Annotated in this window: 24 protein-coding genes; 16 read left to right on the plus strand and 8 right to left on the minus strand. The window is 71.9% G+C overall.

Annotated features, from left to right (window positions below; translation table 11 throughout):
* The first annotated feature begins 75 nt into the window (after positions 1-75).
* The 9 genes from ACFYPH_RS11105 (at position 76) to ACFYPH_RS11145 (ending at position 8,338) form a co-directional block, all read left to right on the plus strand.
* A complete protein-coding gene (locus tag ACFYPH_RS11105) occupies positions 76-720 on the plus strand; it encodes a TetR/AcrR family transcriptional regulator (RefSeq protein WP_387180972.1) in 645 nt (214 codons plus the stop codon).
* Positions 721-806: 86 nt separating this feature from the next.
* Positions 807-3,398 carry an ATP-dependent chaperone ClpB gene (gene clpB, locus ACFYPH_RS11110; protein WP_387180975.1) on the plus strand — a complete coding sequence of 864 codons (2,592 nt, stop codon included), beginning with the start codon at positions 807-809 and terminating at the stop codon, positions 3,396-3,398.
* Between the two features lie 101 nt (positions 3,399-3,499).
* Positions 3,500-3,880: a hypothetical protein gene (locus ACFYPH_RS11115; protein ID WP_354860222.1), complete on the plus strand. Its 381-nt coding sequence runs from the start codon at positions 3,500-3,502 to the stop codon at positions 3,878-3,880.
* A 208-nt stretch (positions 3,881-4,088) separates the two neighbouring features.
* Positions 4,089-4,691, plus strand: coding sequence for a DUF4178 domain-containing protein (locus tag ACFYPH_RS11120; protein WP_387180978.1), 603 nt, complete (start codon positions 4,089-4,091; stop codon positions 4,689-4,691).
* An 88-nt stretch (positions 4,692-4,779) separates the two neighbouring features.
* The gene (locus tag ACFYPH_RS11125; protein ID WP_387180981.1) at positions 4,780-5,637 is read left to right on the plus strand and encodes a hypothetical protein; all 858 of its coding nucleotides are present in this window, start codon (positions 4,780-4,782) and stop codon (positions 5,635-5,637) included.
* 72 nt (positions 5,638-5,709) lie between these two features.
* On the plus strand, positions 5,710-6,375 hold the full coding sequence (locus ACFYPH_RS11130) for a hypothetical protein (RefSeq protein ID WP_355064609.1): 666 nt from the start codon (positions 5,710-5,712) through the stop codon (positions 6,373-6,375).
* A gap of 10 nt (positions 6,376-6,385) precedes the next feature.
* Entirely contained in the window at positions 6,386-7,195 is an 810-nt protein-coding gene (locus tag ACFYPH_RS11135) for an SDR family NAD(P)-dependent oxidoreductase (protein ID WP_387180984.1), read from the plus strand.
* Positions 7,196-7,363: 168 nt separating this feature from the next.
* Positions 7,364-7,903: an orotate phosphoribosyltransferase gene (gene pyrE / locus ACFYPH_RS11140; RefSeq protein ID WP_007454251.1), complete on the plus strand. Its 540-nt coding sequence runs from the start codon at positions 7,364-7,366 to the stop codon at positions 7,901-7,903.
* Between the two features lie 57 nt (positions 7,904-7,960).
* Complete coding sequence (locus ACFYPH_RS11145) at positions 7,961-8,338, plus strand: helix-turn-helix transcriptional regulator (protein ID WP_007454255.1); 378 nt, start codon at positions 7,961-7,963, stop codon at positions 8,336-8,338.
* 169 nt (positions 8,339-8,507) lie between these two features.
* Here the strand turns inward: ACFYPH_RS11145 and ACFYPH_RS11150 are convergent, their stop codons facing one another.
* Positions 8,508-9,329 (minus strand): DedA family protein, encoded by an 822-nt coding sequence (locus tag ACFYPH_RS11150; RefSeq protein ID WP_354860239.1) that lies wholly within the window; start codon positions 9,327-9,329, stop codon positions 8,508-8,510.
* A 120-nt stretch (positions 9,330-9,449) separates the two neighbouring features.
* Entirely contained in the window at positions 9,450-11,012 is a 1,563-nt protein-coding gene (locus ACFYPH_RS11155) for an LPXTG cell wall anchor domain-containing protein (protein ID WP_355064612.1), read from the minus strand.
* A 181-nt stretch (positions 11,013-11,193) separates the two neighbouring features.
* Between ACFYPH_RS11155 and ACFYPH_RS11160 the strand changes: the two genes are divergently transcribed.
* Together ACFYPH_RS11160 and ACFYPH_RS11165 are read left to right on the plus strand one after the other, a co-directional pair.
* On the plus strand, positions 11,194-11,679 hold the full coding sequence (locus tag ACFYPH_RS11160; RefSeq protein ID WP_354860244.1) for a SigE family RNA polymerase sigma factor: 486 nt from the start codon (positions 11,194-11,196) through the stop codon (positions 11,677-11,679).
* A complete protein-coding gene (locus ACFYPH_RS11165; RefSeq protein ID WP_363941650.1) occupies positions 11,676-12,740 on the plus strand; it encodes an LCP family protein in 1,065 nt (354 codons plus the stop codon). The genes ACFYPH_RS11160 and ACFYPH_RS11165 overlap by 4 nt, the downstream gene beginning before the upstream one ends.
* Before the next feature lie 4 nt (positions 12,741-12,744).
* Here ACFYPH_RS11165 and ACFYPH_RS11170 read toward each other — a convergent pair whose 3' ends face one another.
* Entirely contained in the window at positions 12,745-12,957 is a 213-nt protein-coding gene (locus ACFYPH_RS11170) for a hypothetical protein (RefSeq protein WP_354860249.1), read from the minus strand.
* Between the two features lie 122 nt (positions 12,958-13,079).
* Between ACFYPH_RS11170 and ACFYPH_RS11175 the strand changes: the two genes are divergently transcribed.
* Positions 13,080-13,463 (plus strand): phage holin family protein, encoded by a 384-nt coding sequence (locus ACFYPH_RS11175; protein ID WP_354860252.1) that lies wholly within the window; start codon positions 13,080-13,082, stop codon positions 13,461-13,463.
* Between the two features lie 136 nt (positions 13,464-13,599).
* Entirely contained in the window at positions 13,600-14,625 is a 1,026-nt protein-coding gene (gene fbaA, locus ACFYPH_RS11180; protein WP_363941653.1) for a class II fructose-bisphosphate aldolase, read from the plus strand.
* 49 nt (positions 14,626-14,674) lie between these two features.
* Here the strand turns inward: fbaA and ACFYPH_RS11185 are convergent, their stop codons facing one another.
* Positions 14,675-15,868 (minus strand): hypothetical protein, encoded by a 1,194-nt coding sequence (locus ACFYPH_RS11185; protein ID WP_363942511.1) that lies wholly within the window; start codon positions 15,866-15,868, stop codon positions 14,675-14,677.
* A 247-nt stretch (positions 15,869-16,115) separates the two neighbouring features.
* On the opposite strand from ACFYPH_RS11185, the gene ACFYPH_RS11190 reads away from it, so the two are divergent.
* Positions 16,116-16,544, plus strand: a complete 429-nt coding sequence (locus ACFYPH_RS11190) for a DUF3151 domain-containing protein (protein WP_387180992.1) — start codon at positions 16,116-16,118, stop codon at positions 16,542-16,544.
* A 46-nt stretch (positions 16,545-16,590) separates the two neighbouring features.
* On the opposite strand, the gene ACFYPH_RS11195 is transcribed toward ACFYPH_RS11190, so the two are convergent.
* Together ACFYPH_RS11195 and ACFYPH_RS11200 are read right to left on the minus strand one after the other, a co-directional pair.
* Positions 16,591-18,942 carry a chromosome partitioning protein gene (locus tag ACFYPH_RS11195; RefSeq protein WP_387180995.1) on the minus strand — a complete coding sequence of 784 codons (2,352 nt, stop codon included), beginning with the start codon at positions 18,940-18,942 and terminating at the stop codon, positions 16,591-16,593.
* Positions 18,943-19,013: 71 nt separating this feature from the next.
* Positions 19,014-20,075 carry a hypothetical protein gene (locus ACFYPH_RS11200; RefSeq protein ID WP_363942122.1) on the minus strand — a complete coding sequence of 354 codons (1,062 nt, stop codon included), beginning with the start codon at positions 20,073-20,075 and terminating at the stop codon, positions 19,014-19,016.
* A 124-nt stretch (positions 20,076-20,199) separates the two neighbouring features.
* Between ACFYPH_RS11200 and ACFYPH_RS11205 the strand changes: the two genes are divergently transcribed.
* Together ACFYPH_RS11205 and purD are read left to right on the plus strand one after the other, a co-directional pair.
* Entirely contained in the window at positions 20,200-21,489 is a 1,290-nt protein-coding gene (locus tag ACFYPH_RS11205; RefSeq protein ID WP_354853416.1) for an adenylosuccinate synthase, read from the plus strand.
* Between the two features lie 165 nt (positions 21,490-21,654).
* On the plus strand, positions 21,655-22,905 hold the full coding sequence (gene purD, locus ACFYPH_RS11210; protein ID WP_387180997.1) for a phosphoribosylamine--glycine ligase: 1,251 nt from the start codon (positions 21,655-21,657) through the stop codon (positions 22,903-22,905).
* Positions 22,906-22,916: 11 nt separating this feature from the next.
* Here purD and ACFYPH_RS11215 read toward each other — a convergent pair whose 3' ends face one another.
* Positions 22,917-24,479: an AMP-binding protein gene (locus ACFYPH_RS11215; RefSeq protein ID WP_354853422.1), complete on the minus strand. Its 1,563-nt coding sequence runs from the start codon at positions 24,477-24,479 to the stop codon at positions 22,917-22,919.
* 195 nt (positions 24,480-24,674) lie between these two features.
* Positions 24,675-25,889, minus strand: coding sequence for an acyl-CoA dehydrogenase family protein (locus ACFYPH_RS11220; RefSeq protein WP_355064628.1), 1,215 nt, complete (start codon positions 25,887-25,889; stop codon positions 24,675-24,677).
* Position 25,890: the final 1 nt, after the last annotated feature.

Below are 25,890 nucleotides of genomic sequence, written 5' to 3' on the forward strand. Positions count from 1 at the left end.
CTCCGGAACGGAATGTTTCATTCTGCAATTACGCTATCAGACCGGAACGATCCGTTCCAGTGTTAGTCTCTGGTCATGTCGACGACGTCTCCCAAGGCCCTGGCCGGCCGCCGCGCCCAGGCCGCCCGCAACGACGAGGTGATCCTCGAAGCCGCCCGCGCCGTCTTCCTCGACGACCCGAAGGCGCCGATCGCCGCCGTCGCGGACCGCGCGGGCGTCGGCATCAGCGCGCTCTATCGGCGGTACGCGGGCAAGGAGGCCCTGCTGCGCCAGCTCTGCCACGACGGGCTGCGCCGCTACATCGCCGTGGCCGAGGAGGCGCTCGCCGAGCGGGACGACTGGACCGCGTTCGCCGGGTTCCTGGCCGCGGTGATCGACGCCGACGTGCACTCGCTCACCGTTCACCTGGCCGGCACCTTCACGCCGACCGAGGAGATGGGCCGGGACGCGCTGCGCGCCAGCGAGCTGGCCACCGCGCTCGTCGAACGGGCGCACGCCAGTGGGCGACTGCGCCCCGACGTGGTCGTACAGGACCTGGGGCTGGTGCTGGAGGCGTGCGCGGCGGTGCGCGTACCCGATGCGGAGCGGACCCGCCAGCTACGCCGCCGCCAGCTCGCGGTGCTGCTCGGCGGCCTGTCGACGACGCCGGACGCCGACCCGCTGCCCGGCCCGCCCCCGGCGGCCGGCGAGTTCGACTGGCGGTGGCGGCACCGGGAGTGATGGCCGTCACAGCGGTAAGGTTGAGCGGAATACGCTCAACTCTGGTTGTGTCCAACCCAGTGGACAACGCCGATCCGGGGGAGCCCATGAACACCGAGAAACTCACCACCAAGAGCCGCGAGGCCATCACCGGCGCCGTCGCGCTGGCCAACCAGCGTGGCCACGCCACCGTCGAGCCCTGGCACCTCCTGCTGTCCCTGCTGGACACCGACGGCTCGACCGCCGCCGGCCTGCTGCGCGCCGTCGGGGCCGACCCCGCCGAGCTGCGCCGGGCCGCCCAGCGGGCGGTCGACGCCCTGCCGGCCGCGCGGGGCTCCAGCCTCGCCGAGCCCACGCTGGCCCGGGAGTTCGTCAACGCCATCGGCGCCGCCGAGCAGATCGCGCGGCCGCTGGGCGACGAGTACACCTCCACCGAGCACCTGCTCGCCGGCCTGGCCCGGGTGGGCGGCGCGGTGTCCGCCGCGCTGAAGTCGGCCGGCGCCACCGAGGAGGCCCTGGTCGCGGCCTTCCCGACCGTCCGGGGCGGAGACCGGCGGGTCACCACCGCCGACCCGGAGCAGACCTACCAGGCCCTCAGCAAGTACGGCGTCGACCTGACCGCCAGCGCTCGCGACGGCAAGATCGACCCGGTGATCGGCCGGGACTCGGAGATCCGCCGGGTCATCCAGGTGCTCTCCCGTCGTACGAAGAACAACCCGGTGCTGATCGGCGAGCCCGGCGTCGGCAAGACCGCGATCGTCGAGGGCCTCGCCCAGCGGATCGTGGCCAGCGACGTCCCCGAGTCGCTGCGCGACAAGAAACTGGTCTCGCTGGACCTCGGCGCGATGGTCGCCGGCGCCCAGTACCGGGGCCAGTTCGAGGAGCGGCTGAAGTCCGTCCTGGAGGAGATCAAGAACTCCAACGGGCAGGTCATCACGTTCCTCGACGAGCTGCACACCGTCGTCGGCGCCGGCAAGGGCGAGGGCTCGATGGACGCCGGCAACATGCTCAAGCCGATGCTGGCCCGCGGTGAGCTGCGGATGGTCGGTGCCACCACGCTGGACGAGTACCGCGAACACATCGAGAAGGACCCGGCGCTGGAGCGGCGCTTCCAGCCGGTGCTTGTCGGCGAGCCGACCATCGAAGACACCATCGGCATCCTGCGCGGGCTCAAGGAGCGCTACGAGGTGCACCACGGCGTCCGGATCACCGACGCCGCGCTGGTCGCCGCCGCGACGCTCTCCGACCGGTACATCACCGACCGGTTCCTGCCGGACAAGGCGATCGACCTGGTCGACGAGTCCGCGTCCCGGCTGCGGATGGAGATCGACTCCCGCCCGGTCGAGGTGGACGAGATCGAGCGGGCGGTCCGCCGGCTGGAGATCGAGGAGATGGCGCTGGCCAAGGAGCCGGACGCCGCGTCCGCCGAGCGGTTGGCGCGGCTGCGCCAGGAGTTGGCCGACAAGCGCGAGCAGCTCACCGTGCTCTCCGAGCGCTGGCAGACCGAGAAGAGCCACATCACCAAGCTCTCCACCGCCAAGGAGGAGTTGGAGCGCCTGGGCGGCGAGGCCGAGCGGGCCGAGCGGGACGGCGAGCTGGAGCGTGCCGCCGAGCTGCGTTACGGCCGCATCCCCGCCCTCAAGGTCGAGCTGAAGCAGGCCGAGGAGGAGCTGGCCCAGCTCCAGGCCGACGGCGCGATGCTCAAAGAGGAGGTCGGCGCGGACGACATCGCCGCGGTGGTCGCCTCGTGGACCGGCATCCCGGCCGGCCGCCTGCTCGAAGGCGAGACGGCAAAGCTGCTGCGGATGGAGGAGTCGCTGGGCGGCCGGGTGGTCGGCCAGGCCGAGGCCGTGGGCGCGGTGTCCGACGCCGTACGCCGGGCACGGGCCGGTGTCGCCGACCCGGACCGCCCGACGGGCAGCTTCCTCTTCCTCGGCCCGACCGGTGTCGGCAAGACGGAGCTGGCCAAGGCGCTCGCCGAGTTCCTCTTCGACGACGAGCGGGCGATGGTCCGCATCGACATGAGCGAGTACGGCGAGAAGCACTCGGTGGCTCGCCTGGTCGGCGCCCCGCCCGGGTACGTCGGCTACGAGGAGGGCGGGCAGCTCACCGAGGCGGTGCGCCGTCGGCCGTACTCGGTGATTCTGCTGGACGAGGTGGAGAAGGCCCACCCGGACGTCTTCGACGTGCTGCTCCAAGTGCTCGACGACGGTCGACTCACCGATGGCCAGGGCCGCACGGTGGACTTCCGCAACGCGATCCTGATCCTCACCTCCAACCTCGGGTCGTCGGTGATCAGCGACCTGACGCTGGCCGAGGAGCAGCGCCGGGAGGGCGTCCTGGCCGTGGTCCGGTCGCACTTCAAGCCGGAGTTCCTCAACCGGCTGGACGACATCGTGGTCTTCGCCGCGCTGCGCGGGGATGATCTGCGCTCCATCGTCGACATCCAGCTGGACCGGATGCGGCGGCGGTTGGCCGACCGGCGGCTCGGCCTGGAGATCACCGAGTCCGCGCGTCAGTGGCTGGCCGAGCACGGCTACGACCCGATCTACGGTGCCCGCCCGCTGCGCCGCCTGGTCCAGACCGCCATCGGCGACCAGTTGGCCAAGGCCCTGCTGAGCGGATCAATCCGAGACGGCAACACAGTAAAGGTAGACCTGACCCCCGCCACCAACTCCCTCACGGTAACCCCGGCCTGACCGCGGTGATCAAGAGGTTTGCGTCATGGGGACGTCTTCTCATGACGCAAACCTCTTGATCAACAGGGTGAGAGGTGGGCGGGGAGGGAAAGGGTTGGGGCATGTTCGGGATGCGTAAGGCTTGGGAGCGGGACCTTGGTGCGGCCGTGGACGAGTTGGTCACCGCCGACACGCTTGCTTTCGGTGGGGTGGGGATCGCCGGTGCGACCCTGCCGGTGACCGAGGCGTACCAGCGCGTCGAGGCTGCGCTCGACGACCACCCCGAGGAGGTACGCCGGCAGCTCGACCGGCTGCTCGCCGAGGGTTCACCCGCCGGCCGGGCGTACGCGGCGACGCTGCTGGAGCGTGCCGATCCGGCGGCGGCCCGAGCGGCGTGGACGTCGCTGCGGGACGACCCCACCGAGTTCACCACCTTCGTCGGCTGCGTCATGGGGCGTTCCACCCTCGGCGACTACGCCACCCAGCGACTCGCGGCGGCGTGACCCGGCCGTCGCACCGGCCGGTCGCGCAACCGACACCGACCGCTGGCCGCCCCGGCACGGGAGAGCGGCCCGCATCCGGGTATCCACAATGACCACGGCCGGCGACACCCCGGCTGCCGTCGGTAGCTGAGCTTTCGGTCACGACGCGACTCAATTCGGTGCGCGAGGTTGTTACCGTCTGCGCCGACGTACCTGGGGAGGTGGTCGGGTGGACGGGTCGCTGGCGTACCTGATGGCGGCGGTGGTCGTACTCATCGTGGTCGTGCTCGTGTTCGTCGTGCGGGCCCGGCGGCGGGCCGCGGCCCGGCCCACCGGCGTGCCGCCGGCCGCCCGGCCCACCCTTGACGGCGCCCACCGACTGGCACCGGGTGATCGCGTGCGGATCGGCCAGCGGGAGTACGTCGTGAGCGGCACCATCCGCCTGGTCGAGGGGGACTGGAGCTGGGTGCAGCACCTCCTCGACGACGCCTCCGGCACCCCGCACCGGCTCTCGGTGGAGGGCGACGGCGACCCCGAGTTGGAGTTGGTGCTCTGGACCGCCGAGCCCGGCGCGACCGTCACCCCCGGCGCCCCGACCATCGACCTCGGCGGGCTGCGCTACACCTGGGCCGAGACCGGGCAGGCCCGCTACACCGCCACCGGCGAGACCGGCCTGCCGCAGGCCGGGACGATGCGCTACCACGACTACCAGTCGGGCCCGAACGCCCGGCTCTCCTTCGAGGCGTACGGCGAAGAGGGCTGGCGGGTCGCCCGCGGCGACCTGCTCGACCCCGCCGACCTGGCGATCCGACCCACCGACGACGGGCGCTGAGCGACCCGACGCGCCGCCGCGTTCGGCACGGCATGCCGGAGTGGCCGGTTGCCGATACGGTGTGGGCCCGATCTAGGGAAGGAGAATCGTGGTCGAATCCCAGAGCACGCCGGCCCGCCAGCGGCCATCCACCGTGACGATTTCCAGCTACCTGCTCTTCCTGTTCCTGGCGTGCCAGGTGATCAGTCTCATCCTCACCCTCTCCACCATCGGCAAGACCCGCGACGTGCTCCGCGACGCCTACTCGAGCAGTACCGCCGAGGGCGCGGACCAGGTGGCGAACTTCGTCTTCGCGTTCGCCCTCGGCGCCGGCATCCTCGTGCTCCTGCTCGCGGTCGTGCTGGCCGTGCTGGCCATCTTCAACAACCGGGGTAGCAACGGTTCGCGCATCACCACCTGGATCGTCGGCGGCATCATGGTCTGCTGCACGGGTGGCACCGTGCTCAACGGCGTGGGCGGCGGCTTCACCACCGGTGGGAACAGCGGCGGCGACATGCCGAGCAGCGAGGAGGTCCAGCGCCGTCTCGAGGAGGCGCTGCCGTCCTGGATCGCCCCGGTCACCATCACGCTCGGCGTGATCAGCCTGCTCGCGCTGCTGGCGGCGCTCATCCTGCTGGCACTGCCCAGGTCGAACGAGTTCTTCCGCAAGCCCGCCGCGGCCTGGGAGCCCCCGACCCCCGGCACCAGCTACCCGGGCTACCCGCAGGCGTCCGGCCAGCCCGGTTACCCGCAGGCTCCCGGCCAGCCGGGCTACCCGTCCAGCGGCGAGCCGAGTTACCCGTCGAGTGGTGAGCCGGGCTACCCGTCGACGCCGGGCCAGGCACCCGGGTCGGAGCAGCCGGGCACCCCGCCGTCCGCGCCGCCGTCGGGCCCGTCCGGCACCGGCCGGCCGGACGACACGCCGCCTGCGGACCGCCCCGGACCGACCCCGCCGTCGACCAGTTGACCGCTGGATAAGCACGACGCCGACGATCCCTCCGAGTAGGTTGCAACCCGACGCCTACCGGAGGGATCCGTCGTGTCGTACCCCGAATCGGCACCGCCCCGCCGGCCCGCCGTGGTCCTGGCGGCCTCGGCCGTGCTGCTGGTGATGGCGGTGGGCGCGCTCGCGTACGCCGTCGTCGACCTGGCGGTGCTGGGCCGGACCGTGGACGCGTTCCGGGCTGCCGCTCGGGACACCTCGGCGAGCCCGCAGCAGATCGACGACGTGGTGACCCTGCTGCGGGCGTCGGCGGTGCTGACCGCGGTGGTGGCGGCCCTCTCCGTGCCCGTGCTCGCCGGCCTGGCCCTCGGGCTGCTGACGGGTCGGCGTGGCGTGCGGGTGGCCACCTGGGTGGTCTGCGGGCTCGGCCTGCTCGCGGGCTGCTGCAGCGTGGCGGTGCTCGTCGGCGAGCGGGCCGCGCCGCTGCGGCTGGGCGCCGACGAGCGGGCCACCGCCGAGCTGCTCGGCCTCATCTCGGACGCGTACCCGTCCTGGTGGATCCCGCTCAACGCCGGGCTTTCGGTCGGGCAGGCCCTCGGTTACCTTGTGGTAGCAACGCTGCTGACCCTGCCGGCGGCGAACGCCTGGTTCGGTCGACACCGCCCCACGTCACCCACCGCGCCGTCCGCCCCACCCGCGTTTCCGCCCGCACCGCACCAGCCCCCGCCGGCGTCCGCCGCGCCCCCGTACCCGCCCAGATGAGGACCCGCCCGTGACGCTCGATCCCACGACCGCCGAGCGACGGGCCCTGATCACCGGCGCCACCGCCGGCATCGGCGCGGCGTTCGCCCGACGCCTGGCGGCCGACGGCTGGCATCTGGTGCTGGTCGCCCGGGATGCTGACCGACTGGGCGAGGTGGCCGCCGAGCTGGGCTCCCGGCACGGCCGTGCCGTGGAGACGTTGTCGGCGGACCTGTCCACCGACGACGGCTGCGCGACCGTCGAGCAGCGGCTGACGTCCGACAGCCCTGTCCACCTGCTCGTCAACAACGCCGGCATCAGCCTGAACAAGCCGTTCCTGCGCTCCACAGCGGAGGACGAGGCACGGCTGCTCCGGCTCAACGTGCACGCCGTCATGCGACTGACCCTGGCGGCGCTTCGGCCGATGACCGAACGGCGCGACGGGGCAGTGATAAATGTCTCTTCGGTTGCAGGGTTTGGCGCGGTGATGCCCGGATCGACCTACTCGGCCAGCAAGGCGTGGGTCACCAATTTCAGCGAGTCCGTCGGCCAGTCGGCACGCCCATTCGGTGTCCGGGTGATGGCTCTCTGCCCCGGCTACACCCGCACCGAATTCCACGAACGGGCCGGCATCAACATGTCGAAGACGCCGGAGTGGCTGTGGCTGCGAGCCGAGGATGTCGTCGACGAAGCCCTACGTGACCTGCGAAAAGGCAAGTTGGTCAGCATCCCGGCCTGGAAGTACAAGGTGGCGGTCGCCGGTCTGCGACACGCGCCGATCCGGCTGCTCCAGGCGGTCGCCCGCGACACCCGCAGCCGGATCGGTCGCGACGAGAACTGAGCCGTCGGTGCCCGCTCGCGCCGAAAGCTCCGTCGTCGGGCGTTGGCGCACCGCCTCCGGGTCGGTCGCTGAGCGTAGTCGAACATCGCCAACCGTCGGTTCCTCGCGGGGCTGATCAGGGAGGGCCGTGCACACGCCGTTCAGACTTGCGCAGTAACCTCTATCGCCATGGGGGACCACGACGACCTGCGTAAATTCATTACCGACCTGGCTGTGGTCCACGGACGGGTCGTGCTCTCCTCGGGGCGCGAGGCAGACTGGTACGTCGATCTCCGGCGTGTCACGCTCCATCACCAGGCCGCTCCGTTGGTCGGTCGGGCGCTGCTCGATCTCACCGCCGACTGGGAGTACGAGGCCGTCGGTGGGCTCACCCTGGGCGCGGACCCTGTCGCGCTCTCGATGCTGCACGCCGCCGCTCCGACCGGCCGCGCCCTCGACGCCTTTGTGGTGCGGAAGGCGGGCAAGGCGCACGGTCTGCAGCGACGGATCGAGGGACCGGAGGTGGCCGGCCGCCGTGTGTTGGCGGTGGAGGACACGTCCACAACGGGCGGAAGTGTGTTGACCGCTGTCGAGGCGCTTCGTGAGGCCGGAGCCGAAGTCGTGGGCGTGGCGGTTATTGTTGATCGAGGCGCCGGCGACGCGGTGCGAGCCGCCGGATTGCCGTACAGGGCGGCCTATACGTTGGCTGACCTCGGCCTTGTGGCGTAAAAGTTTGCCGATTCGGATCTGCTGATATGCAGGCGGATCGATGCTGCTGGTGGAAGGATGGAATACGTGGGAACTGCGTTGGCCGAAATGACAATGCCTCAGATCTCGCCGCTTGCCGGTGAGCCGATCGAACGTGCCGATGCCGAGCGTCTCGCGGGGGTCCTCAAGGCCCTTGCGGATCCCGCCCGGTTGCGGCTGCTCAGCCTGATCCAGTCGGCCCCCGAGGGCGAGGCGTGCGTCTGTGACTTGACCGCGCCGCTCGGCCTCTCTCAGCCGACGGTCAGTCACCACCTGCGTATCCTCACCGAGGCCGGCTTGCTGGAGCGGGAGAAGCGCGGTGTCTGGGCGTACTACCGGCTGGTCCCGAGTGCGATCGCGACGATCGCCGACCTGCTGACCCCGCCGCGTAAGCGGGCCACCAAGAAGGCCCGCTGACATAGGCGCTGCGCACCGTCCCATGCCGGGGCGGTGTCCGGTGGCGAACCAGGGGTGGCGCCACCGGTAGGTGATACCTGCTCGTCCTCGGCCGCACCGCCGGAGGGCGGGCCTGACATGCCGACGGCCGACCCCCTCACCAGGGGGCCGGCCGTCGTCGTATCTCGGATCAGCGCTCCTGGCCGTGCCCCGGGTGCCGACGGTCGTGCGGGTGCTCGTCGTGGTCGAACTTCTCGCGTACCGCGTCGACCGCGCCCGCGGCGCTGGCCGCCGCGACCACCGCGACCGCCTCGCCGCGCTTGCGCGCCCGCCGGTCACGCAGGAACTCGAAGAAGATCGGCAGCACCGAGATCAGGATGATCAGGGCGACCACCGGCAGGATGTAGTGGTCGATCTTGTCGCCGATGGCCTTGTAGATCCGGTCGGCCAGCAGATAGCCGATCAGCAGGATGCCGTCCACCCAGAGCACCGCGCCGACGATGTTCCACATCAGGAACTGCCGAGCCGGCATGCCCAGCGCCCCGGCGACCGGGTTGAGGAACGTCCGCACGATCGGGATGAAGCGCGCCAGCACCACGGCCTTCGCCGGGCCGAACTTCTGGAAGTAGTACTCGGCCTTCTCGACGTACTCCTTCTTGAAGAGCCGCGAGTTGGGCCGCTCGAACATCCGCCGGCCGTACCGCGCGCCGAGCCAGTGCCCCAGCTGGGCGCCGAGGATCGCGCAGATCGGCCCGCCGATCAGCAGACCGGCCAGCGAGAGCCGGGTGCCGTCACCGAAGATGGCGTCCGCCACCGGCGAGGCTGCCACGCCGGCGAGGAACAGCAGCGAGTCGCCGGGGAAGAAGAAGCCCACCAGCAGGCCGGTCTCGGCGAAGAGGATCACCCAGACGCCGACCAGCCCGAAGGTCTGCAACAGGTCCTTGGGATCGAGCGGGTTCAGGGCGACGCTCTCCGTGAGAGCACGGGTCTTCTCAGCTGTGTCCACGGCCACAAAGGGTACCGAAGCCCGGTGCCCGCACCGCGCCGGACCGGGCCCTACCACCCGCTGGCCGTAAACGACGGTGCCCCGCCGACCTGTGTGGTCGGCGGGGCACCGGTGGTGCGGGGTTGATCAGGCGACGAAGCGGGTCCGGCGGCGCTTGGCCACCAGGTAGCCGCCGACGCCCGCGGCGAGCAGCAGAGCGCCGATGCCGGCGATCAGGCCGGTCGACTGGCCGGTGATCGGCAGCGCGCCACCGTCATCCTCGCCGCCGCCCTGACCGCTGGCGGCGTTCACCAGGATCTTGGCGGTGTCGTTGGCCGGCTTCAAGTCCTCGTAGAAGCCGCCCTCGCACTCGCACGGCACGTTGACCTTGACCGTGCCGGTGGCGTTGGCGATGACCTTGTCGATCCGGAACTTGAACTCGCCGGTCAGCTCCTCGCCGGCCGGGGCGAACGGACCGGGGTAGCAGCGGTAGGCGGCGGCACCCGGGGTGCCCGCCTCCTCCCACTCGGCGTCGTTGCCGGTCCGCGGTGCGCACTCGAACGGCACCTCGACGGCGGTGGTGCCCTTCGGGACCGTCACGTCGACGTAGGTCACGTCGGACCCACTGCGGAAGTGGTCCAGCGTCGCCGGACCGTTGTTGCGGAAGCCGAGCGGGGCGGTCACCACCGCGCCCTTCTTGCCGGTGAGCGTGGCGCCGATGGCCTCCAGGTCAGCCCCGTTCTTGCCGGTGACCTGCACATTTACTGCGCCCCAGTTGTTGGACGGGTCGACGTCCGTCTGGAGGGCGCGGGCATTGCGCTTGCCGGGCATCGGGGCCAGTTCCAGGGTCTTGCCGGTGCCTTGGCGCGCTGCCGCGACGCCGGCCTCCCTGCGCGCACTGTTGAGTGCGTCAAGGTCTCCCGGGACCACCCACCGGACGTTGCTTTCCTGGCTCCCCGGTGCGTAGGTGTCCTTGGCGAGCTCGTAGTTGAAGGTCGCGGTCCTACCCTCGCCCGCCGGAATCTTCTCGTCGAATTCGCAGGCGAGCAGGTAGTCCTCTACATAGAAGCAGTTGTCGAACCGCTCCTTACTGCGGATGCCGTAGTCGGGGTCGAAGATCGCCACGACACCGTCGACAGTCGTCGTGCCGACGTTCTGGACCGAGAAGGGGGCCTTGAACGAGCCGCCCGGCGCCGCCTTCACCTCGACGTTGGGGCCAGCCGCGAGGTCCACGCCTTCGGCGATCCGGATCTGGGAGGTGGAGTCCGCAACCTCCTTGCCGCCAGCCCGGAGGCTGATCTTCAGCTCGCCGGTGTCCCCCGCGGCTGCCTTGTCGGTAGGGGCGATGACGACCCTCGACGGGAACCCGCCGAATTCCTCATCGACGACGAGCGGGGAATGTTCGATGCAGACCAACACCGCGTCGCCGTCGGCGGAACAGTCGTTGCCGGTGTCACCGGCCAAGGTGACCTTGCCGGCCAGCGAGCGGTAGTCGTAGCGGACGGTGACCTCGTTGAGCACGGCCGGCTCGGAGCCGAGCACGGTCGCTCCACGAACGACCCCGGCGGAGCCGGGGGCGACGGTGACGTTCTCGAAGAACATGTAGAACTCGGCCGCGGGCTCGGCGAGGGCCGGACTGGCGGAGGCGGCGACGAACGCGCCTGCGACGCCCAGGCCGGCGAGCCATCGCCGGGTGGAGTGGGTGAGCATGAGGGGGATTCCTCCAAGTGGGGGATTCAGGTGCAGCCTGCGGATCTTAAGGAATCGCTAAGGTTCAGCGCCGCCCCTGATCACCGCCTGGTCGGCAAGACGAACCGAAAGGTTGATCACCGTCACCGCAACGTTCCACCGGCCCGCTCCCGTCATCTGAGGCAGGACCCCGGGAGGTGCAGTGACGTACGAGGAGTTCGCGGACACGCGACTTGCCCCGCTGCTGCGGTACGCGGTGATGCTCACCGGCGATCCGCACCAGGCGCAGGATCTGGTGCAGGAGACGATGGTCCGGGTCCAGCTGAACTGGCGGCGGGTCGTCCGCGCGGACTCACCCGAGCGGTACGTGCGCCGGATGCTCACCAACCAGTACGTCGACTGGAAGCGCGGCTCGTGGATGCGCCGGGTGCTGCTGCGCGGGGAGCCCGACGAGTCCCTGCCGGCGTCGGCCGACCACGCCCAGTCCGCCGTGGACCGGGACCAGATCTGGACCTGGCTGTCCCGGCTGCCACGCAGGCAGCGCGCCACCCTCGTGCTGCGCTACTACGAGGACCTACCCGACGCCGAGATCGCCGACATTCTCGGCTGCGCCGTCGGGACCGTACGTTCGTCCATCTCCCGGGCCCTGGCCACGCTCCGGGCCGAGTATGTGGAGGTTCGCTCATGATCGAGGATGACCTGCGGGCCGCCTTCGCCCGGCACGAGCCGCTGACCCCGCCGACCGGCCCGCTGCGGGCCGCCATCGACCGGCTGGCGATCGGCCGGCGTCGGCGCCGACGCCGCTGGCAGGCCGGTGGCACCGCGCTGGCCCTGCTCGGGGTGCTGGGGCTCGGGGTGCCCCTGCTGACCCCGGAGCGCGCGGGGCCGCCGCCGACCGCCGAGCTGCTCGGTGAGTCGGGTCGGCCGACACCGACCGGCGCGCTGAACATTCTGCTGCTCGGCATCGACGGCGACGGCCGGACGGCGGCACACGCGGACGCGGTCCTGTTGGTGCACATCCCGGCCGACCGCAGTCGCCCCTACCTGGTGTCGCTGCCACGTGACCTGGGGGTGCCGATTCCGGGCCAGGGGACCGACAAGCTGAACGCCGCGTTCCCGTTCGGCGCCGGGTTCACCCGCCCCGAGCTGACCAAGGGGTACGAACTGACTCGGCGTACGGTGGCCGAGCTGACCGGGGTCCGGGTGGACGCTGGCGTGGTGCTGACGTACCGCGCGGTGCGCTCGCTGACCGACGCCCTTGGCGGGGTGCCGGCCTGCCTGCCCGAGCGGGTGCGCTCCGTCCACACGAAGCGGGTCTTCCCGGCCGGCTGCCAACGTCTCGACGGCGCCGCGTCGGTCGACCTGCTCCGCCAGCGCTACGGTCTGCCCGAGGGGAGCCAGGACCGGGACCGCAACGCCCGGCTCTTCGCCGCCGGGCTGGTCCGCCAGACCACCGAGCAGGGCGTGCTCACCGATCCGGTACGCCTCGCCAAGCTGCTGACCACCGTCGGCCCGGACCTCGTCGTGTCACCCGACCGGGCCGCCATGCTGGACCTGCTGCGGCTCGCCTCCACGCTGCGATCGGTGGAGCCGGTCGGGATCGGCCTGCCGGTCGTCTGGCCGACCGGGAAGGACCGCTACCTGCGTACCGACCCGAGGCTCGCGCCGGAGTTCCTGACCGCGCTGCGGGAGGACCGGCTCGGCGACTGGGCGGCCCGTCACCCGAAGCTGGTCGACGAAGCTCGCTGAGCCGTCAGCGGTAGTCGTCCTCGTCCGCAGTGACCACCCGGGCCTGCTCCATGGCGTCCCAGTCGTCGACCTCCATGCCGCGCTGCGGCTCGACGTCGACGTGCGCCGGGTCGACCACGGTGGCCTGCTCGACCGCGTCGGCCGGCTCCGCCTCGGGGTCGCGTTCGTCCGCGGCGAGGTGGTCGCCGGGGGTGAAGTCCTCATCGGGCTGACCCATGGTCCCTCCCGGGTTCTCGGGGCACGATTCTCACCACCGTACGGGCTGCGTCGGCGGCGCGCGCGGAAGCCGAGTCGGCGGAATCAACCCATGATGGCGCGAGCCGATGCCAGGATGGTGCCGTGGGCTTCCTCATCCGACTGGCGATCACCGCGGTCGCGTTGTGGGTGACCACGCTGATCGTGCCCGGCGTCGACGTGCACGGCCGTTCGGGTGGCAACACCGTGCTCACGCTGATCGTGGTGGCGCTCATCTTCGGCGTGATCAACGCGGTGCTCAAGCCGATCATCCGGGTGGTCGGCTGCGTGTTCTACCTGCTGACCCTGGGCCTGTTTGCGCTGGTGGTCAACGCGCTGCTCTTCCTGCTCACCGACCGGATCGCCCGCGGGCTCGACCTGCCGTTCCAGGTGGACGGCTTCTGGGCGGCGTTCTGGGGAGCGATCGTGATGACAGTGGTCACCTGGCTGATCAGCGTCATCGTGCCGGACCGTCTGGACACCCGGTGAGCGGCTGACACCCCCCTCGGTTGGTCCTGCGCACCACACCTGCGGGATACTGCCGGGCGGAGGACAGCGCGGTCCGGCGCACAAGTGAACAACAGCGGCCAGCACGGCCGAGAGTGGTAAGTAAGGAGCGCATCACATGCCCATCGCTTCCCCCGAGGCCTACGCGGAGATGCTGGACCGCGCCAAGGCTGGCCGGTACGCGTACCCCGCGATCAACGTGACCTCCTCCCAGACGCTTAACGCGGCGCTCAAGGGCTTCGCCGACGCGGAGAGCGACGGCATCATCCAGGTCTCCACCGGTGGCGCCGAGTACCTGTCCGGTCCCTCGATCAAGGACATGGTGACCGGCGCGGTGGCGTTCGCCGCGTACGCGCACGAGGTGGCCAAGAAGTACCCGGTCAACATCGCGCTGCACACCGACCACTGCCCGAAGGACAAGCTGGACAAGTTCGTCCGTCCGCTGCTGGGCATCTCGCAGGAGCGCGTGAAGCGCGGCGAGCAGCCGCTGTACCAGTCGCACATGTGGGACGGCTCGGCCGTGCCGGTCGCCGAGAACCTGCAGATCGCCTCCCAGCTGCTCGACGAGGCCGCCAAGGCCAAGGTCGTCCTTGAGATCGAGGTCGGCGTCGTCGGTGGCGAGGAGGACGGCGTCGAGAACGCCATCAACGACAAGCTCTACACCACCACCGAGGACGGCCTGGCCATGGTCGAGGCGCTCGGCCTCGGCGAGAAGGGCCGCTACATGGCGGCGCTGACCTTCGGCAACGTGCACGGCGTCTACAAGCCGGGCAACGTCAAGCTCCGCCCGGAGATCCTGAACCAGATCCAGGAGGCGGTCGGCGCCAAGTACGGCAAGGACAAGCCGCTCAGCCTGGTCTTCCACGGCGGCTCGGGCTCCCTGCTGAGCGAGATCCGCGAGGCTCTCGACTACGGCGTCGTGAAGATGAACATCGACACCGACACCCAGTACGCCTTCACCCGGCCCGTCGCGGACCACATGCTCCGCAACTACGACGGCGTGCTGAAGGTCGACGGCGAGGTCGGCAACAAGAAGCTGTACGACCCGCGCGCCTGGGGCAAGGCCGCCGAGGCAGGCCTGGCCGCCCGTGTCGTCGAGGCGTGCGAGCACCTGCGCTCCACCGGCACCACGATGGCCAAGTAACGACGTTCCACCGACGGCCGGCTCTCCCTCGGGGAGCCGGCCGTCGTCGTCAGGTCGTCAACAGGCGGACGGCCTCGCGGACGTCGTCGGTGAGGTGGATCGTCGACGACAGGTCACCGAACGGGGAGGCGGCCAGCAGCGGGCGCAGCAGCGCCTCGACCGGCAGCTCACGAGTCCAGTAGTCGCGGTCCAGGAAGATGTACGCGCCGCTGGCCCCGTCGGTGCCGTAGTAGGTCTTGGTGGCCGCCTGGAACACCTCCTGCACCGTGCCCGCCCGCCCCGGCGCGAAGACGATGCCACCCCGGGCGAGCCGCAGGATGGTGTCCTCCCGGATGGCGTTCGAGAAGTACTTCGCGATCCGCCCGGCGAACAGGTTCGCCGGCTCGTGCCCGTACAGCCAGGTCGGGATGGCCAGCCCTCCGGCCCGTGCCCACCCGGCGTCCCCGGCGCGCTGGCGGGGCACGCCCGCGTACCGCTGCCGGACCGTCAACGCCACGGCCGTGTACCGGTGGTGGTCGGTGAAGTCGGGCGCGGTGGCCAGCAGGTCGATCGCCGCGGTCAGGTCCGCCGCCGGCCGGTCCGCCAGGTACGCGCCGAGGTTCGCCGCCTCCATCACCCCGGGACCACCGCCGGTCACCACCAACCGGTCGGCCCGCGCCAGCTCCCACCCCAGCACGGCCGCCATCCGGTACGCCGCACTGCCGCGCCGCACCGCGTGACCGCCCATGATGCCCACCACCGACTGCGGCCCGTACCCGCCCAGCCAGGCGCGGGTGGCGTCGGCGAGCGCGTTGTCCACGCCATGGTCGTGCAGCCGCTGACCGAGCGCCTCCTTCACGTCCGGCAGCGCGCCCCCGTGCGCCCGGTAGTGCTCGTACACCCGGGTGTCGTACATCCCGGCGAACCCGCCCTCGGCGAACCCGGCGGCCAGGTCGTCCGGGGTGTAGAGGTGCGCCGGCTGGGTCGGGTACGGCAGCCCGGAGAACGGCGGCACCACGTTCGCGCCGCGCCGGACCAGGTCGGCGCCGACCTCCCGGGAGGCGAACCGGCAGCCGACGAAGAGGGTGCCGGTGACCTCGATGTCGGTCAGGTCGGGCACCGGGGCGAGGTCGAGGCGCAGTCCCTGCACGGTCAGCCCGGTCAGGCGGCCGGTGACCAGCTGCCGGTCGAACTCGTCCCGGGTCTGGATCTCGTCGGCGTGCAGGTGCGGCTCGATGACGTCCGTGGGAGGTGGGGTCGGCACTTGGCCATCCTGCCCCTTCGGTGGGGCCTGCCAAACCCCGGGCGGGGTGGACGCGACAGGAGCCCGGTGGTCGTGGCCACCGGGCTCCTGCGTAACCGGGTCCTGGGGAGGCTCCGGACCATTAGTTGTAATGGAAAACACCTGGCGGCGGCATAGGCCGCAGGCGTGATGAACTCCTCAGCCGTTCAGCGGAACGTGTCGGCCGACCCGCTCGCGTGTCGCCCTGTCCAGCGGGTTGAATGGGGCGATGCAGAACCTTTTGCCGGAGCCACCGGCCACCCTCCTGCCCGCGAACGACGAGGCCGACGCCGTCCTGGCCGCCGCCCAGGAGGCCGGCACCGATGAGGCGTTCGCCGAGGTGGCGGCCCGCTTCCCGACCTACAGCGCCGCCTGGGCGGAGCTCGCGGCCCGGGCGTTCGCGGCCGGTGCGGTGGTGACGGCGTACGCGTACGCCCGCACCGGCTACCACCGTGGCCTGGACCAGCTCCGCCGCAACGGCTGGAAGGGGCACGGGCCCGTGCCGTGGTCGCACGAGCCCAACCGGGGCTTCCTCCGCTGCCTGTACCTGCTCTCCCGGGCCGCCGACGAGATCGGCGAGGCCGACGAGGCGGCCCGCTGCGCCCAGTTCCTGCGCGACTGCGACCCGGCCGCGGCGGACGCGCTGGCCAGCAACTGACACCGCCGTCGAAGGCCGGCCCGGAGTCGGGCCGGCCTTCGACGGGCTACAACCCTTCGGCGACCGCGGCGGCGATCTTCAACCAGGCGTCGCGGGTGGCCGAGGAGAGCGCGCCGTACCGGATCGGCTCGCCGCTGTCGATGAGTCGCTCGTACGGCGCCAGCAGCACCGCCCTGGTCCGGGCCGCGAAGTGCTCCTGGATGGCCGGAAGGTCGATCTCCTTGCGCGACGGCGGCATCGACACCACCGTCACCGCCTGCCGGACCAGCCGCTGCCGGCCGCTCTGCTCCAGGTGGTCGAGCATCCGGGCGGCCGTCTCCGCCGAGTCGTTACGGGCCGACATGGTGACCACGAGCTGGTCGGTGGCGTCCATCGACGCCTGCCAGTTCTGCGCCCGCACGTTGTTCCCGGTGTCCACGAAGATCAGCTTGTAGAACCGGCTGACCACCTCGCGGATCTCGGCGAACGCGGCAGCGGTCAGCATCTCGCCACCGGTCGCCGACTCGTCCGAGGCCAGGACGTCGAACATTCCCTCGCCCTGCGAGCGGACGTACTGCGACAGGTCACCGACCCGACCGTGCGCGCCCTGGAACTGCCCGAGGTCGCGCAGCATGTCCCGCACCGTGCGGGAGTGGAAGTCCTGCTGGGCCCGCATGCCGAGCGTGCCCTGGGTCTCGTTGTTGTCCCAGGCCAGCACGTAGCCGCCGCGCTTCTGCCCGAACGTCATGGCCAGCAGCAGGATGGCCACCGTCTTGCCGGCGCCGCCCTTCGGGTTGACCACGGTCACCTGCCGCAGCCCGCCGAAGTTGCGGCGCACCATCTCGATGTCCCGCTTGAGCTCCTGCTCGTGCCGCCCGGGCGAGAGCCGGAGCAGACCCATCTTGTTGACCACCGCGCGTACGCCCATGGTCGCCACTGGGTCGGCGGGCCGTACCTGCCGGCGGCGGGCGAAGTCCTCGGCCGTCGGCGCGGCCGTGGTCTCCGGAGTCCAGGTGGCGTCCGGGTAACCGGTGGCCGGCACCCGCGCCACCGGGTCGGTCTCCTGGTACTGCTGAGGCGGTGCCGGTGGAACCGCGGCCGCGCCCTGCTGCCAGGGCGGCGGATACCAGCCCGGCGACGGCGGGAACGGCCCCGGCGGCGGGGTCGCCACCGCGCCCTGCTGCGGCGGCTCGACCGGTGCCGGGCCGGCCTGGCCGGGAATCGTCGGCGAGTACGTCTGACCGGCGTAGGTCTGGCCGGCGTACGTCTGCCCCGCTCCGGTGCCCTGGTCGACGGCGGGCGGTGGCGGTGGGACGGGCGGCGCGGGAATCGGCGGCGGCGCGACGGTGGCCTGGTCCTCGGCCGACGGGGGCGGGCTGGCCGGCCGCTGCGGCGGATACGCCCAGGGCGACTCGGTTGCCGGCCGTGCCGCCCCGACGGCACGGCCGTCCTCCCCGGCGCCGGCTCCTCCGCCAGCCTGCGGCACCGGCACCGGCACCGGCACCGCCGCTGCCGGGCCTGCGATGCTCGGACCTGCGATGCTCGGACCTGCGGTGGTCGGCCCTGCGGTGCTCGGGCCTGCGGTGGTCGGCCCTGCGGTGGTCGGCCCTGCGGTGGTCGGGCCTGCCGTGCTGGGATCTGCCGTCACCGGACCTGTGGCGGGCGGGCCTGCCGGGGTCGGTCGGTCGGTGGGCGTGGCTGCTGCCGCCGGGCGGTCCAGGGAGAACGGCAGGTCCAGGTCGACGCCGCCCGACGCGACCGGCGGGTCGGTGACCGGACCTGGGACAGGCTCGTCGTCCGGCGCCGCTCCGGCTGGGAAGCCCGTCGCCCCGGTTGCGGTGCCCGTCGCTAAGGCGGGGGTGCCCGTCGCTCCGGCTGGGATGGCCCCCGACAGCGTGCCGGTGGCCGGAGTGCCGGAGGTCGGCGGCGACGTGTCACTTCCTGGCCCGACGAGAGCACCCACGGCCGGCGGAACCGGTGCTGTCGACGGAACGGGTGGTGCGGGCGGAGTGGCTGGCGTGGGTGGAGTGGCTGGCTCGTCGGCCGGCGGCCAGCTCGGCCGCGCCGGTGCCCAGCCCGTACCCGCCCCGCTCGGGCCGGTGGCCCCCCAGCCGCTCGGCGGGGGCACCGCCCCGGTCAGGGACGGGTAGTCCGACGGAGACGGCGGCGGCAGGGCTGCGGCCCCCGGCTGCCCGGGAACCGGCGGACGGCCGGTCGGCGGCGCGGTCACCGGCGGCGAGACGGCCGACGACGGCGCGGACGGCGGTGGGCCGTCCCGCCGCTCGGCGACCGCCGCCCACGGCGGCACCACGTCACCCGCGCCCCGCTCGGCCGGATCCGGCGGCCAGAGTGGTTCGATGTCCCGCTCCGGCACCGGCTGCTGGCCGGGCACCTGCGCCCGGTCGGCGTTCTTGTCCATTACGGTTCCTCCCCAGTCCTCCTGCGAGGATAGGCCCACCGGCCGATCGGGGCCGATCGGCGCAGTCGGGGTCAGACCACCCAGACCGCCCAGGCACCCGGTTCGATCCACCAGGAGCGCTTGCGGGTCAGCTCACCCTCGACGCCATCGTCGAGGTAGGGCACCTTTCCCTCCCGGGGCAGCACCGACACGGCCCGTCCCCGGGCCCGCCGCACCTCCAGGCGTACCCGCTTGCGTCCCAACGCCGAGCGGACGACCACCGGGACGGCCACCGCGACCTCGACCTGGCCGTCGGCCGGGTCCGGCGCGGCCAGCAGCGTCACGTCGTCGAGCGACGCGTACCCGCCGGCGTTGCCGATCGCGCAGGCCAGCAGCGGTTCGTCGCCGTCGGTGAGGATGGCGTCGTCCACCTCCACCCGGGCCCGCCAGTGCAGCGGGCGGCCCGCGTCATCGGCGGCGCCGAGCAGAGCGCCGTCCAGGGTCACCGAGCCGCCGTCGTTGCGCAGCAGGTCCAGCCGGCGTGGCGTGCCGTCCAACACGGCGGCGGCCACGGCCGCCGGGTCGCGGGGCAGCCCGAGCTGCGCGGCCAGGTCCCGGTGGGTGCCGCCGCGCGCTGGGTCGAGAGGGAGTACGGCGACCGGCGGCAGGTCGGGCAGGGTCCGGTCACCGCGCAGGTCAGCCGGACGGCGGCTCGGCGGTGGGGCGTACCGCCGGACGAGCCGGCGCAGCACGGCGCGCAACTGCGCGTCGCTCGCCGTGGCGACGACCAGCCGGGTCTTGCCGTCCGAATCCGGCCAGGTGAGACCGTCCGGGCGGGCCGGACCGTCGAGCTGGGCCAACACCGCGTCGATCTCCGCGTCCGAGCGGGCGGTGACCGTCTGCACCCGGGCGCCCCGGGCGGTCAGGGCGTCGGCGCAGGCCAGCACCGGCACCCGGGGCCGGTCGGTGGCGCACCGGTCGGCGTCACCCGGCGTCCCGCCAGGGTCGGTGCCGGCGTCGGTCGCCGTGCCAGCGTCAGCCCCCTTGACGGCGGTGTCGGTTCCGGTCGCGCCGCCGCAGCAGGCCCCGCCGCTGCCGCAGCCCCCGGGAGCGTCGCGCTCCGATGAGAGGGTGAGCAGCACCACGTCGTACACGGAAGGAGCCTCCTGCCTCTCGACGCGACCCCTGCCGGTCGCGCCGTCACTACTTGTTAACCTGACACCCCGGGCTCGCCAACCGGTCGCCACCTGGCACCCGAGCCTTCTGGAGGCGGAAAAGATGCCAGCGATCGTGCTCATCGGCGCTCAGTGGGGCGACGAGGGCAAGGGCAAGGTTACCGACCTGCTGGGTGAGCGGGTCGACTACGTCGTGCGCTACTCCGGCGGCAACAACGCCGGGCACACGGTCATCACCCCGGACGGCCAGAAGTACGCGCTGCACCTGATGCCCTCCGGGGCGCTCTCGCCGAGCGCGATGATCATCATCGGCAACGGCGTGGTGGTCGACCCGAAGGTGCTGCTCGCCGAGATCGACGGTCTCGCCGAGCGTGGCGTGGACGTGTCCCGGCTGCGGATCTCGGGTGACGCGCACCTCATCATGCCGCACCACCGGGCTCTGGACCGGGTGGTCGAGCGGTACCTCGGCTCGTCCCGGATCGGCACCACCGGCCGGGGCATCGGCCCGGCGTACGGCGACAAGGTCGCCCGGATGGGCATTCGGCTCCAGGACCTGCTCGACCCGGGCATCCTGCGCAAGAAGCTGGAACTCGCGCTGCGCGAGAAGAACCAGATGCTGTTCAAGGTCTACAACCGCAAGGCGATCGACCTTGAGGCCACCGTCGAGGAGTACCTGGAGTACGCGGAGCGGCTCAAGCCGTACATCGCCGAGACCCGGGCCATGCTCTGGGACGCGCTGGACCGCGGCGAGACCGTGCTCCTGGAGGGCGCCCAGGCCACCATGCTGGACATGGACCACGGCACGTACCCCTTCGTGACGTCGTCCAACCCGACGGCCGGTGGCGCCTGCGTGGGCGCCGGCATCCCGCCGACCGCGATCAACCAGGTGATCGCGGTGAGCAAGGCGTACACCACCCGGGTCGGTTCGGGGCCGTTCCCGACCGAACTGTTCGACGCCAACGGCGCGCACCTGCGCAAGATCGGCGCGGAGTACGGCACCACCACCGGCCGGGAACGCCGGTGCGGGTGGTTCGACGCGGTCGTGGCCCGGTACGCCTGCCGCCTCAACGGCGTCACCGACCTGGTCATCACCAAGCTGGATGTGCTCACCGGGCTGCCCAAGGTGCCGATCTGCGTCGGCTACGAGATCAACGGCAAGCGGGTCGACGACATGCCGATGAGCCAGACGGACTTCCACCACGCCACGCCGGTGTACGAGGAGCTCGACGGGTGGTGGGAGGACATCACCAAGGCCCGCACCGTTGACGAGCTGCCGGAGAACGCCCGCCGCTACATCGCCCGCGTCGAGGAACTCTGCAACACCAGGGTCAGCGTCATCGGCGTAGGCCCAGGCCGAGAAGAAAACGTAGTCCAACACCCCCTCCTCCCCTAACCCCCCACCCACCCACCCCGGCCCCCACCCCGCCTGGCGTCCCCGCCCCCTTCGCCCTGTTGATCAAGAGCTTTGCGTCAGATTCGCGCGAGATTTTGACGCAAAGCTCTTGATCACCGGCGCGATGCGGGGCGGTGGGTGGGGTGGACAGTAGGATGCTCGGTTGTGCGGGTTCTTTTGGTGGGTGGTGGTGGGCGGGAGCATGCGCTCGCGCTCGGGTTGGCACGCGATCCGGCTGTTTCGGCGCTGATTGCCGCGCCTGGTAATCCGGGGATCGCCTCGGTTGCCGAGGTGCGGGCCGTGAACGCCTCCGATCCGGCCGCTGTCGCCGCGCTCGCCGTGGAGACTGCCGCTGACCTGGTGGTGATCGGGCCGGAGGCGCCGCTCGTGGCCGGTGTCGCCGACGCGGTACGCGCCAAGGGCATCGCCGTGTTCGGCCCGTCGGCCGAGGCCGCCCAACTGGAGGGCTCCAAGGCGTTCGCCAAGGACGTGATGACCGCCGCCGGTGTGCCGACCGCCCGGGCGTACGTCTGCACCGACGAGGAGACCACCGCGCGGGCGCTGGACGAGTTCGGCGCCCCGTACGTGGTGAAGGACGACGGTCTGGCCGCCGGCAAGGGCGTGGTGGTGACCGACGACCGATCCGCCGCGTTGGCGCACGCCGCGGAGTGCGCCCGGGTGGTGGTCGAGGAGTTCCTCGACGGTCCGGAGGTCAGCCTGTTCGTGGTCACCGACGGCGAGGCGGCGCTGCCGCTGCTGCCCGCGCAGGACTTCAAGCGGATCGGCGACGGCGACACGGGCCCGAACACGGGCGGCATGGGCGCGTACGCGCCGCTGCCCTGGGCCCCGCCCGGCCTGGTCGACGACGTCATGCGCGACGTGGTCCACCCCACCCTGGCGGAGTTGCGCCGTCGGGGCACGCCGTTCGCGGGCCTGCTCTACGTGGGCCTCGCGATGACGACCACCGGCCCTCGGGTGATCGAGTTCAACGCGCGCTTCGGCGACCCGGAGACCCAGGTCGTGCTCGCCCTGCTGGAGACCCCGCTGGGTGGGCTGTTGCACGCGGCGGCCACCGGAACGCTGGCCGAGCACCCGCCGCTGCGCTGGCGCGACGGCGCGGCGGTGACCGTGGTGCTCGCCGCGCAGGGCTACCCTGCCGCGCCGCGCACCGGCGACGTGATCACCGGCGCGGACCGGCCGGGCATCATCCACGCGGGCACCGTCCGCCGGGCGAGCGACGGCGCGTTGCTCTCCGCCGGCGGCCGGGTCCTCTGCGGTACGGCCACCGGCCCCGACCTGGCGGCCGCCCGGGATGCGGCGTACGCGCTGGTGGACGGGGTGGAGCTGGCCGGCTCGCAGCACCGCACCGACATCGCCACCGCCGCGGTCGAGGGCCGGATCACGATCCCGACCTGAGGGGTCCCGCCTCAGCCGTAGTAGCGGCGTAGTTCCCGGGTGAGCACCTTGCCGGTGGCGTTGCGGGGCAGGTACTTCACGAAGACCACGTCCCGGGGTACGGAGAACCGGGCCAGGTAGTGCCGGACGTACTCACGGACCGCCTCGGGGTCGAGGGTCTCGCCGGGGTGCAGGGCGAGGAACGCGGCCAGTCGCTGGCCGTACTCGGGGTCGGGTACGCCGATCACGGCGGCCTCGCGTACCTGCGGTAGTTGGGCGAGCAGGTCCTCCACCTCGGACGGGAACACGTTCTCGCCGCCGGAGACGATCATGTCGTCGGCCCGGCCGTCGACGAAGAGCAGCCCGTCGGCGTTGAGCCGGCCGAGGTCGCCGGTGTCGAGCAGGCCGTCGCGGGTCTCCCGGCTGGCACCGGAGGTGTAGCCCTCGAAGAGCATCTCGTTGCCGACGAAGATGCGGCCGACCCGACCTTCCGGTATCGGCTGACCGTCGTCGTCGAGAATTTCCAGGCGGGTGCCGTGCGGCGGCCGGCCGGCTGCGGTGGGTGCCTGGCGCAGGTCCGGTGGGCCGGCGATGGACGCCCAGGAGACCTCGGTGGAGCCGTAGAGGTTGTAGAGGACGTCTCCGTAGACGTCCATGAACTTCGGGGCGAGCCCGCCCGGCAGAGCCGATCCGCTGACCGCGACGACCTTGAGCGGGGGGCGCGGGTCCGGTGGGGGCACTTCCAGCAGCCGTTGGAGCATCACGGGTACGGCGAAGAGGGCGTCGCAGCGGTGTGCCACCAGGGCGGCGATCGTGGCGGCCGGGTCGAAGCGGCGGTGCAGCACGATGGTGGCCCGCAACGCGAAGCAGACCTGCAGGGCGGCGAATCCCCAGGTGTGGAAGATCGGGGCGGCGATCAGCACCCGGTCCTTGGCGTGCAGCGGGATGCGGTCGATGATGGACACGAGCGGCCCGAAACCGCTGGGTGTGGGCCGGCGGGCGCCCTTGGGCGCGCCGGTGGTGCCCGAGGTGAGCACGATGATCCGGCCGTCGCGCTCCGGTGGGTGCAGCTCGCCGGGCAGCGCCCCGGCCACCAGCTCCTCGCGGGCGCGTTCGTCGAGGCGGGGCAGTTCGGCGGGGAGGCCGAGGACCCGTTCGGCGAACTCGTCGTCGTGCACCAGCAGCCGCAGCCGCTGCTCCTCGGCGACGGTGGACAGTTGGGCGGCGGAGAGCCCGGTGTTGACCAGGACCGCGTCGACGCCGAGCAGGGTCGCCGCGACGATGGTCTCGATCAGCCCGTGGTGGTTGCGGCACAGCACGCCGATCCGGTCGCCGGCCTGTACGCCGAGCCCGGACCGCATCGACCGGGCCATGCGTTCGGCCCGGTCGAGGAGCGCCTGGTAGGTCAGCTCGACGCCGTCCTCGTCGATGATCGCCGGCCGACCAGGGTCTCGGGCGGCTGCCTGGCGCAGTTCGCCGGCGAGACTCCACCCCCAGGTGCGCAACGCGTTGAGCTGTGAGGCGATCCGGATCGGGCGGCCCGGGGTGAGCAGGCCGCGCCGGGTCAGCGTGGCGACGACGAACGGCAGGTCCATGCCGCAGACCTCCTTGGGGTGGTACGCGGACGGGCAGTGGGACTCCCATCCGGCAGGGCGTCTTCCTTGATCATGCACCCGACGCGGCATCAGGCCCAGCCGGCGTCGGCATGGGGTGACGAAGACGGCACGGATAGGTAGGACGCCGCCCCTGGCCCGACCGGCAGTCGGGCCAGGGGGTGGCTGACCGGAGGCTCAGCGGATCTGCATGCCGGAGATCGCCCGGGAGATCACCAGTCGCTGGATCTCGGACGTACCCTCGAAAATGGTGTAGATCTTGGCGTCGCGGTACCAGCGTTCGACGGGGTGGTCGCGCAGGAAGCCGGCCCCGCCGAGCAGCTGCACCGCCTTCTCGGTGACCGACACCGCCACCTCGCCGGCCTTCAGCTTGGACATCGAGCCCTCGCCCGCGGTGAACGGGCGGTTGTTGCGGCCCATCCAGGAGGCCCGCCAGACCAGCAGCCGAGCCGCGTCGATCTCCATCCGCATGTCGGCCAGCGCGAACGCGACCGCCTGGTTCTCGATGATCGGCCGTCCGAACTGGACGCGGTCCTTCGCGTAATCCAGGGCGTACTCGTAGGCGGCCCGGGCCACGCCGAGCGCCTGCGCGCCAACCGTGGGTCGGGACAGCTCGAAGGTGCGCATCGCGGCCTGCCCGCTGGCCCGTTGCCCGGTGCGGGCGCGGTCCAGGCGTTCCAGCAGGGCGTCCCGTCCGCCGAGCAGGCAGCGGCCGGGCACGCGTACCCCGTCGAGGAAGACGTCGGCGGTGTGTGACGCGCGCAGGCCGAGCTTGCGCAGCTTGCGGGTCGCGGCCAGGCCGGGGGTACCGGGCGGTACGACGAACGCCGCCTGGCCCCGGGAGCCGAGCGTGGGGTCGACCGAGGCGGTGACCACGTGCACGCCGGCGATGCCGCCGTTGGTGGCGTACGCCTTCTGGCCGTTCAGGACCCACTCGTCGGTGGCCTCGTCGTAGACGGCCCGGGTGCGCATCGCGCCGACGTCGGAGCCGGCCTCGGGCTCGCTGGTGCAGAACGCGGCGACGGCCGGGGAGTCCACGTCGCCGAAGCACTGCGGCACCCACTCGATCATCTGTTCGGGGGTGCCGGCGCCGTAGATGGCGGCGACGGCGAGCGAGGTGCCGAAGATGCTCAGGCCGATGCCGGCGTCACCCCAGAAGAGTTCCTCGCTGGCGATGGGCAGGGAGAGTCCGGTCGGGTCTGCCCAGCAGGTGGCGAGGAACTCGAAGCCGTAGAGGCCGACCTTGGCGGCCTCCTGGATCACCGGCCACGGGGTGTCCTCGCGCTCGTCCCACTCGGCGGCGGCCGGGCGCACGACCTCGGCGGCGAAGCCGTGCACCCAGTCGCGTAGATCCCGCTGTTCCTCGTTCAGGTCAAGCGAGAACTCAGCCATG

Source organism: Micromonospora sp. NPDC005252 (assembly GCF_042872475.1).
Lineage (GTDB): Bacteria > Actinomycetota > Actinomycetes > Mycobacteriales > Micromonosporaceae > Micromonospora.

Coding starts and splice junctions, on each gene's coding strand:
- ACFYPH_RS11215 (WP_354853422.1), bottom strand. CDS start 24,479: ATGGACCTGCCGTTCGTCGTCGCCACGCTGACCCGGCGCGGCCTGCTC.
- ACFYPH_RS11115 (WP_354860222.1), top strand. CDS start 3,500: ATGTTCGGGATGCGTAAGGCTTGGGAGCGGGACCTTGGTGCGGCCGTG.
- ACFYPH_RS11145 (WP_007454255.1), top strand. CDS start 7,961: ATGGAATACGTGGGAACTGCGTTGGCCGAAATGACAATGCCTCAGATC.
- ACFYPH_RS11220 (WP_355064628.1), bottom strand. CDS start 25,889: ATGGCTGAGTTCTCGCTTGACCTGAACGAGGAACAGCGGGATCTACGC.
- ACFYPH_RS11155 (WP_355064612.1), bottom strand. CDS start 11,012: ATGCTCACCCACTCCACCCGGCGATGGCTCGCCGGCCTGGGCGTCGCA.
- ACFYPH_RS11195 (WP_387180995.1), bottom strand. CDS start 18,942: ATGGACAAGAACGCCGACCGGGCGCAGGTGCCCGGCCAGCAGCCGGTG.
- ACFYPH_RS11170 (WP_354860249.1), bottom strand. CDS start 12,957: ATGGGTCAGCCCGATGAGGACTTCACCCCCGGCGACCACCTCGCCGCG.
- ACFYPH_RS11165 (WP_363941650.1), top strand. CDS start 11,676: ATGATCGAGGATGACCTGCGGGCCGCCTTCGCCCGGCACGAGCCGCTG.
- ACFYPH_RS11205 (WP_354853416.1), top strand. CDS start 20,200: ATGCCAGCGATCGTGCTCATCGGCGCTCAGTGGGGCGACGAGGGCAAG.
- pyrE (WP_007454251.1), top strand. CDS start 7,364: ATGGGGGACCACGACGACCTGCGTAAATTCATTACCGACCTGGCTGTG.
- ACFYPH_RS11105 (WP_387180972.1), top strand. CDS start 76: ATGTCGACGACGTCTCCCAAGGCCCTGGCCGGCCGCCGCGCCCAGGCC.
- clpB (WP_387180975.1), top strand. CDS start 807: ATGAACACCGAGAAACTCACCACCAAGAGCCGCGAGGCCATCACCGGC.
- fbaA (WP_363941653.1), top strand. CDS start 13,600: ATGCCCATCGCTTCCCCCGAGGCCTACGCGGAGATGCTGGACCGCGCC.
- ACFYPH_RS11190 (WP_387180992.1), top strand. CDS start 16,116: ATGCAGAACCTTTTGCCGGAGCCACCGGCCACCCTCCTGCCCGCGAAC.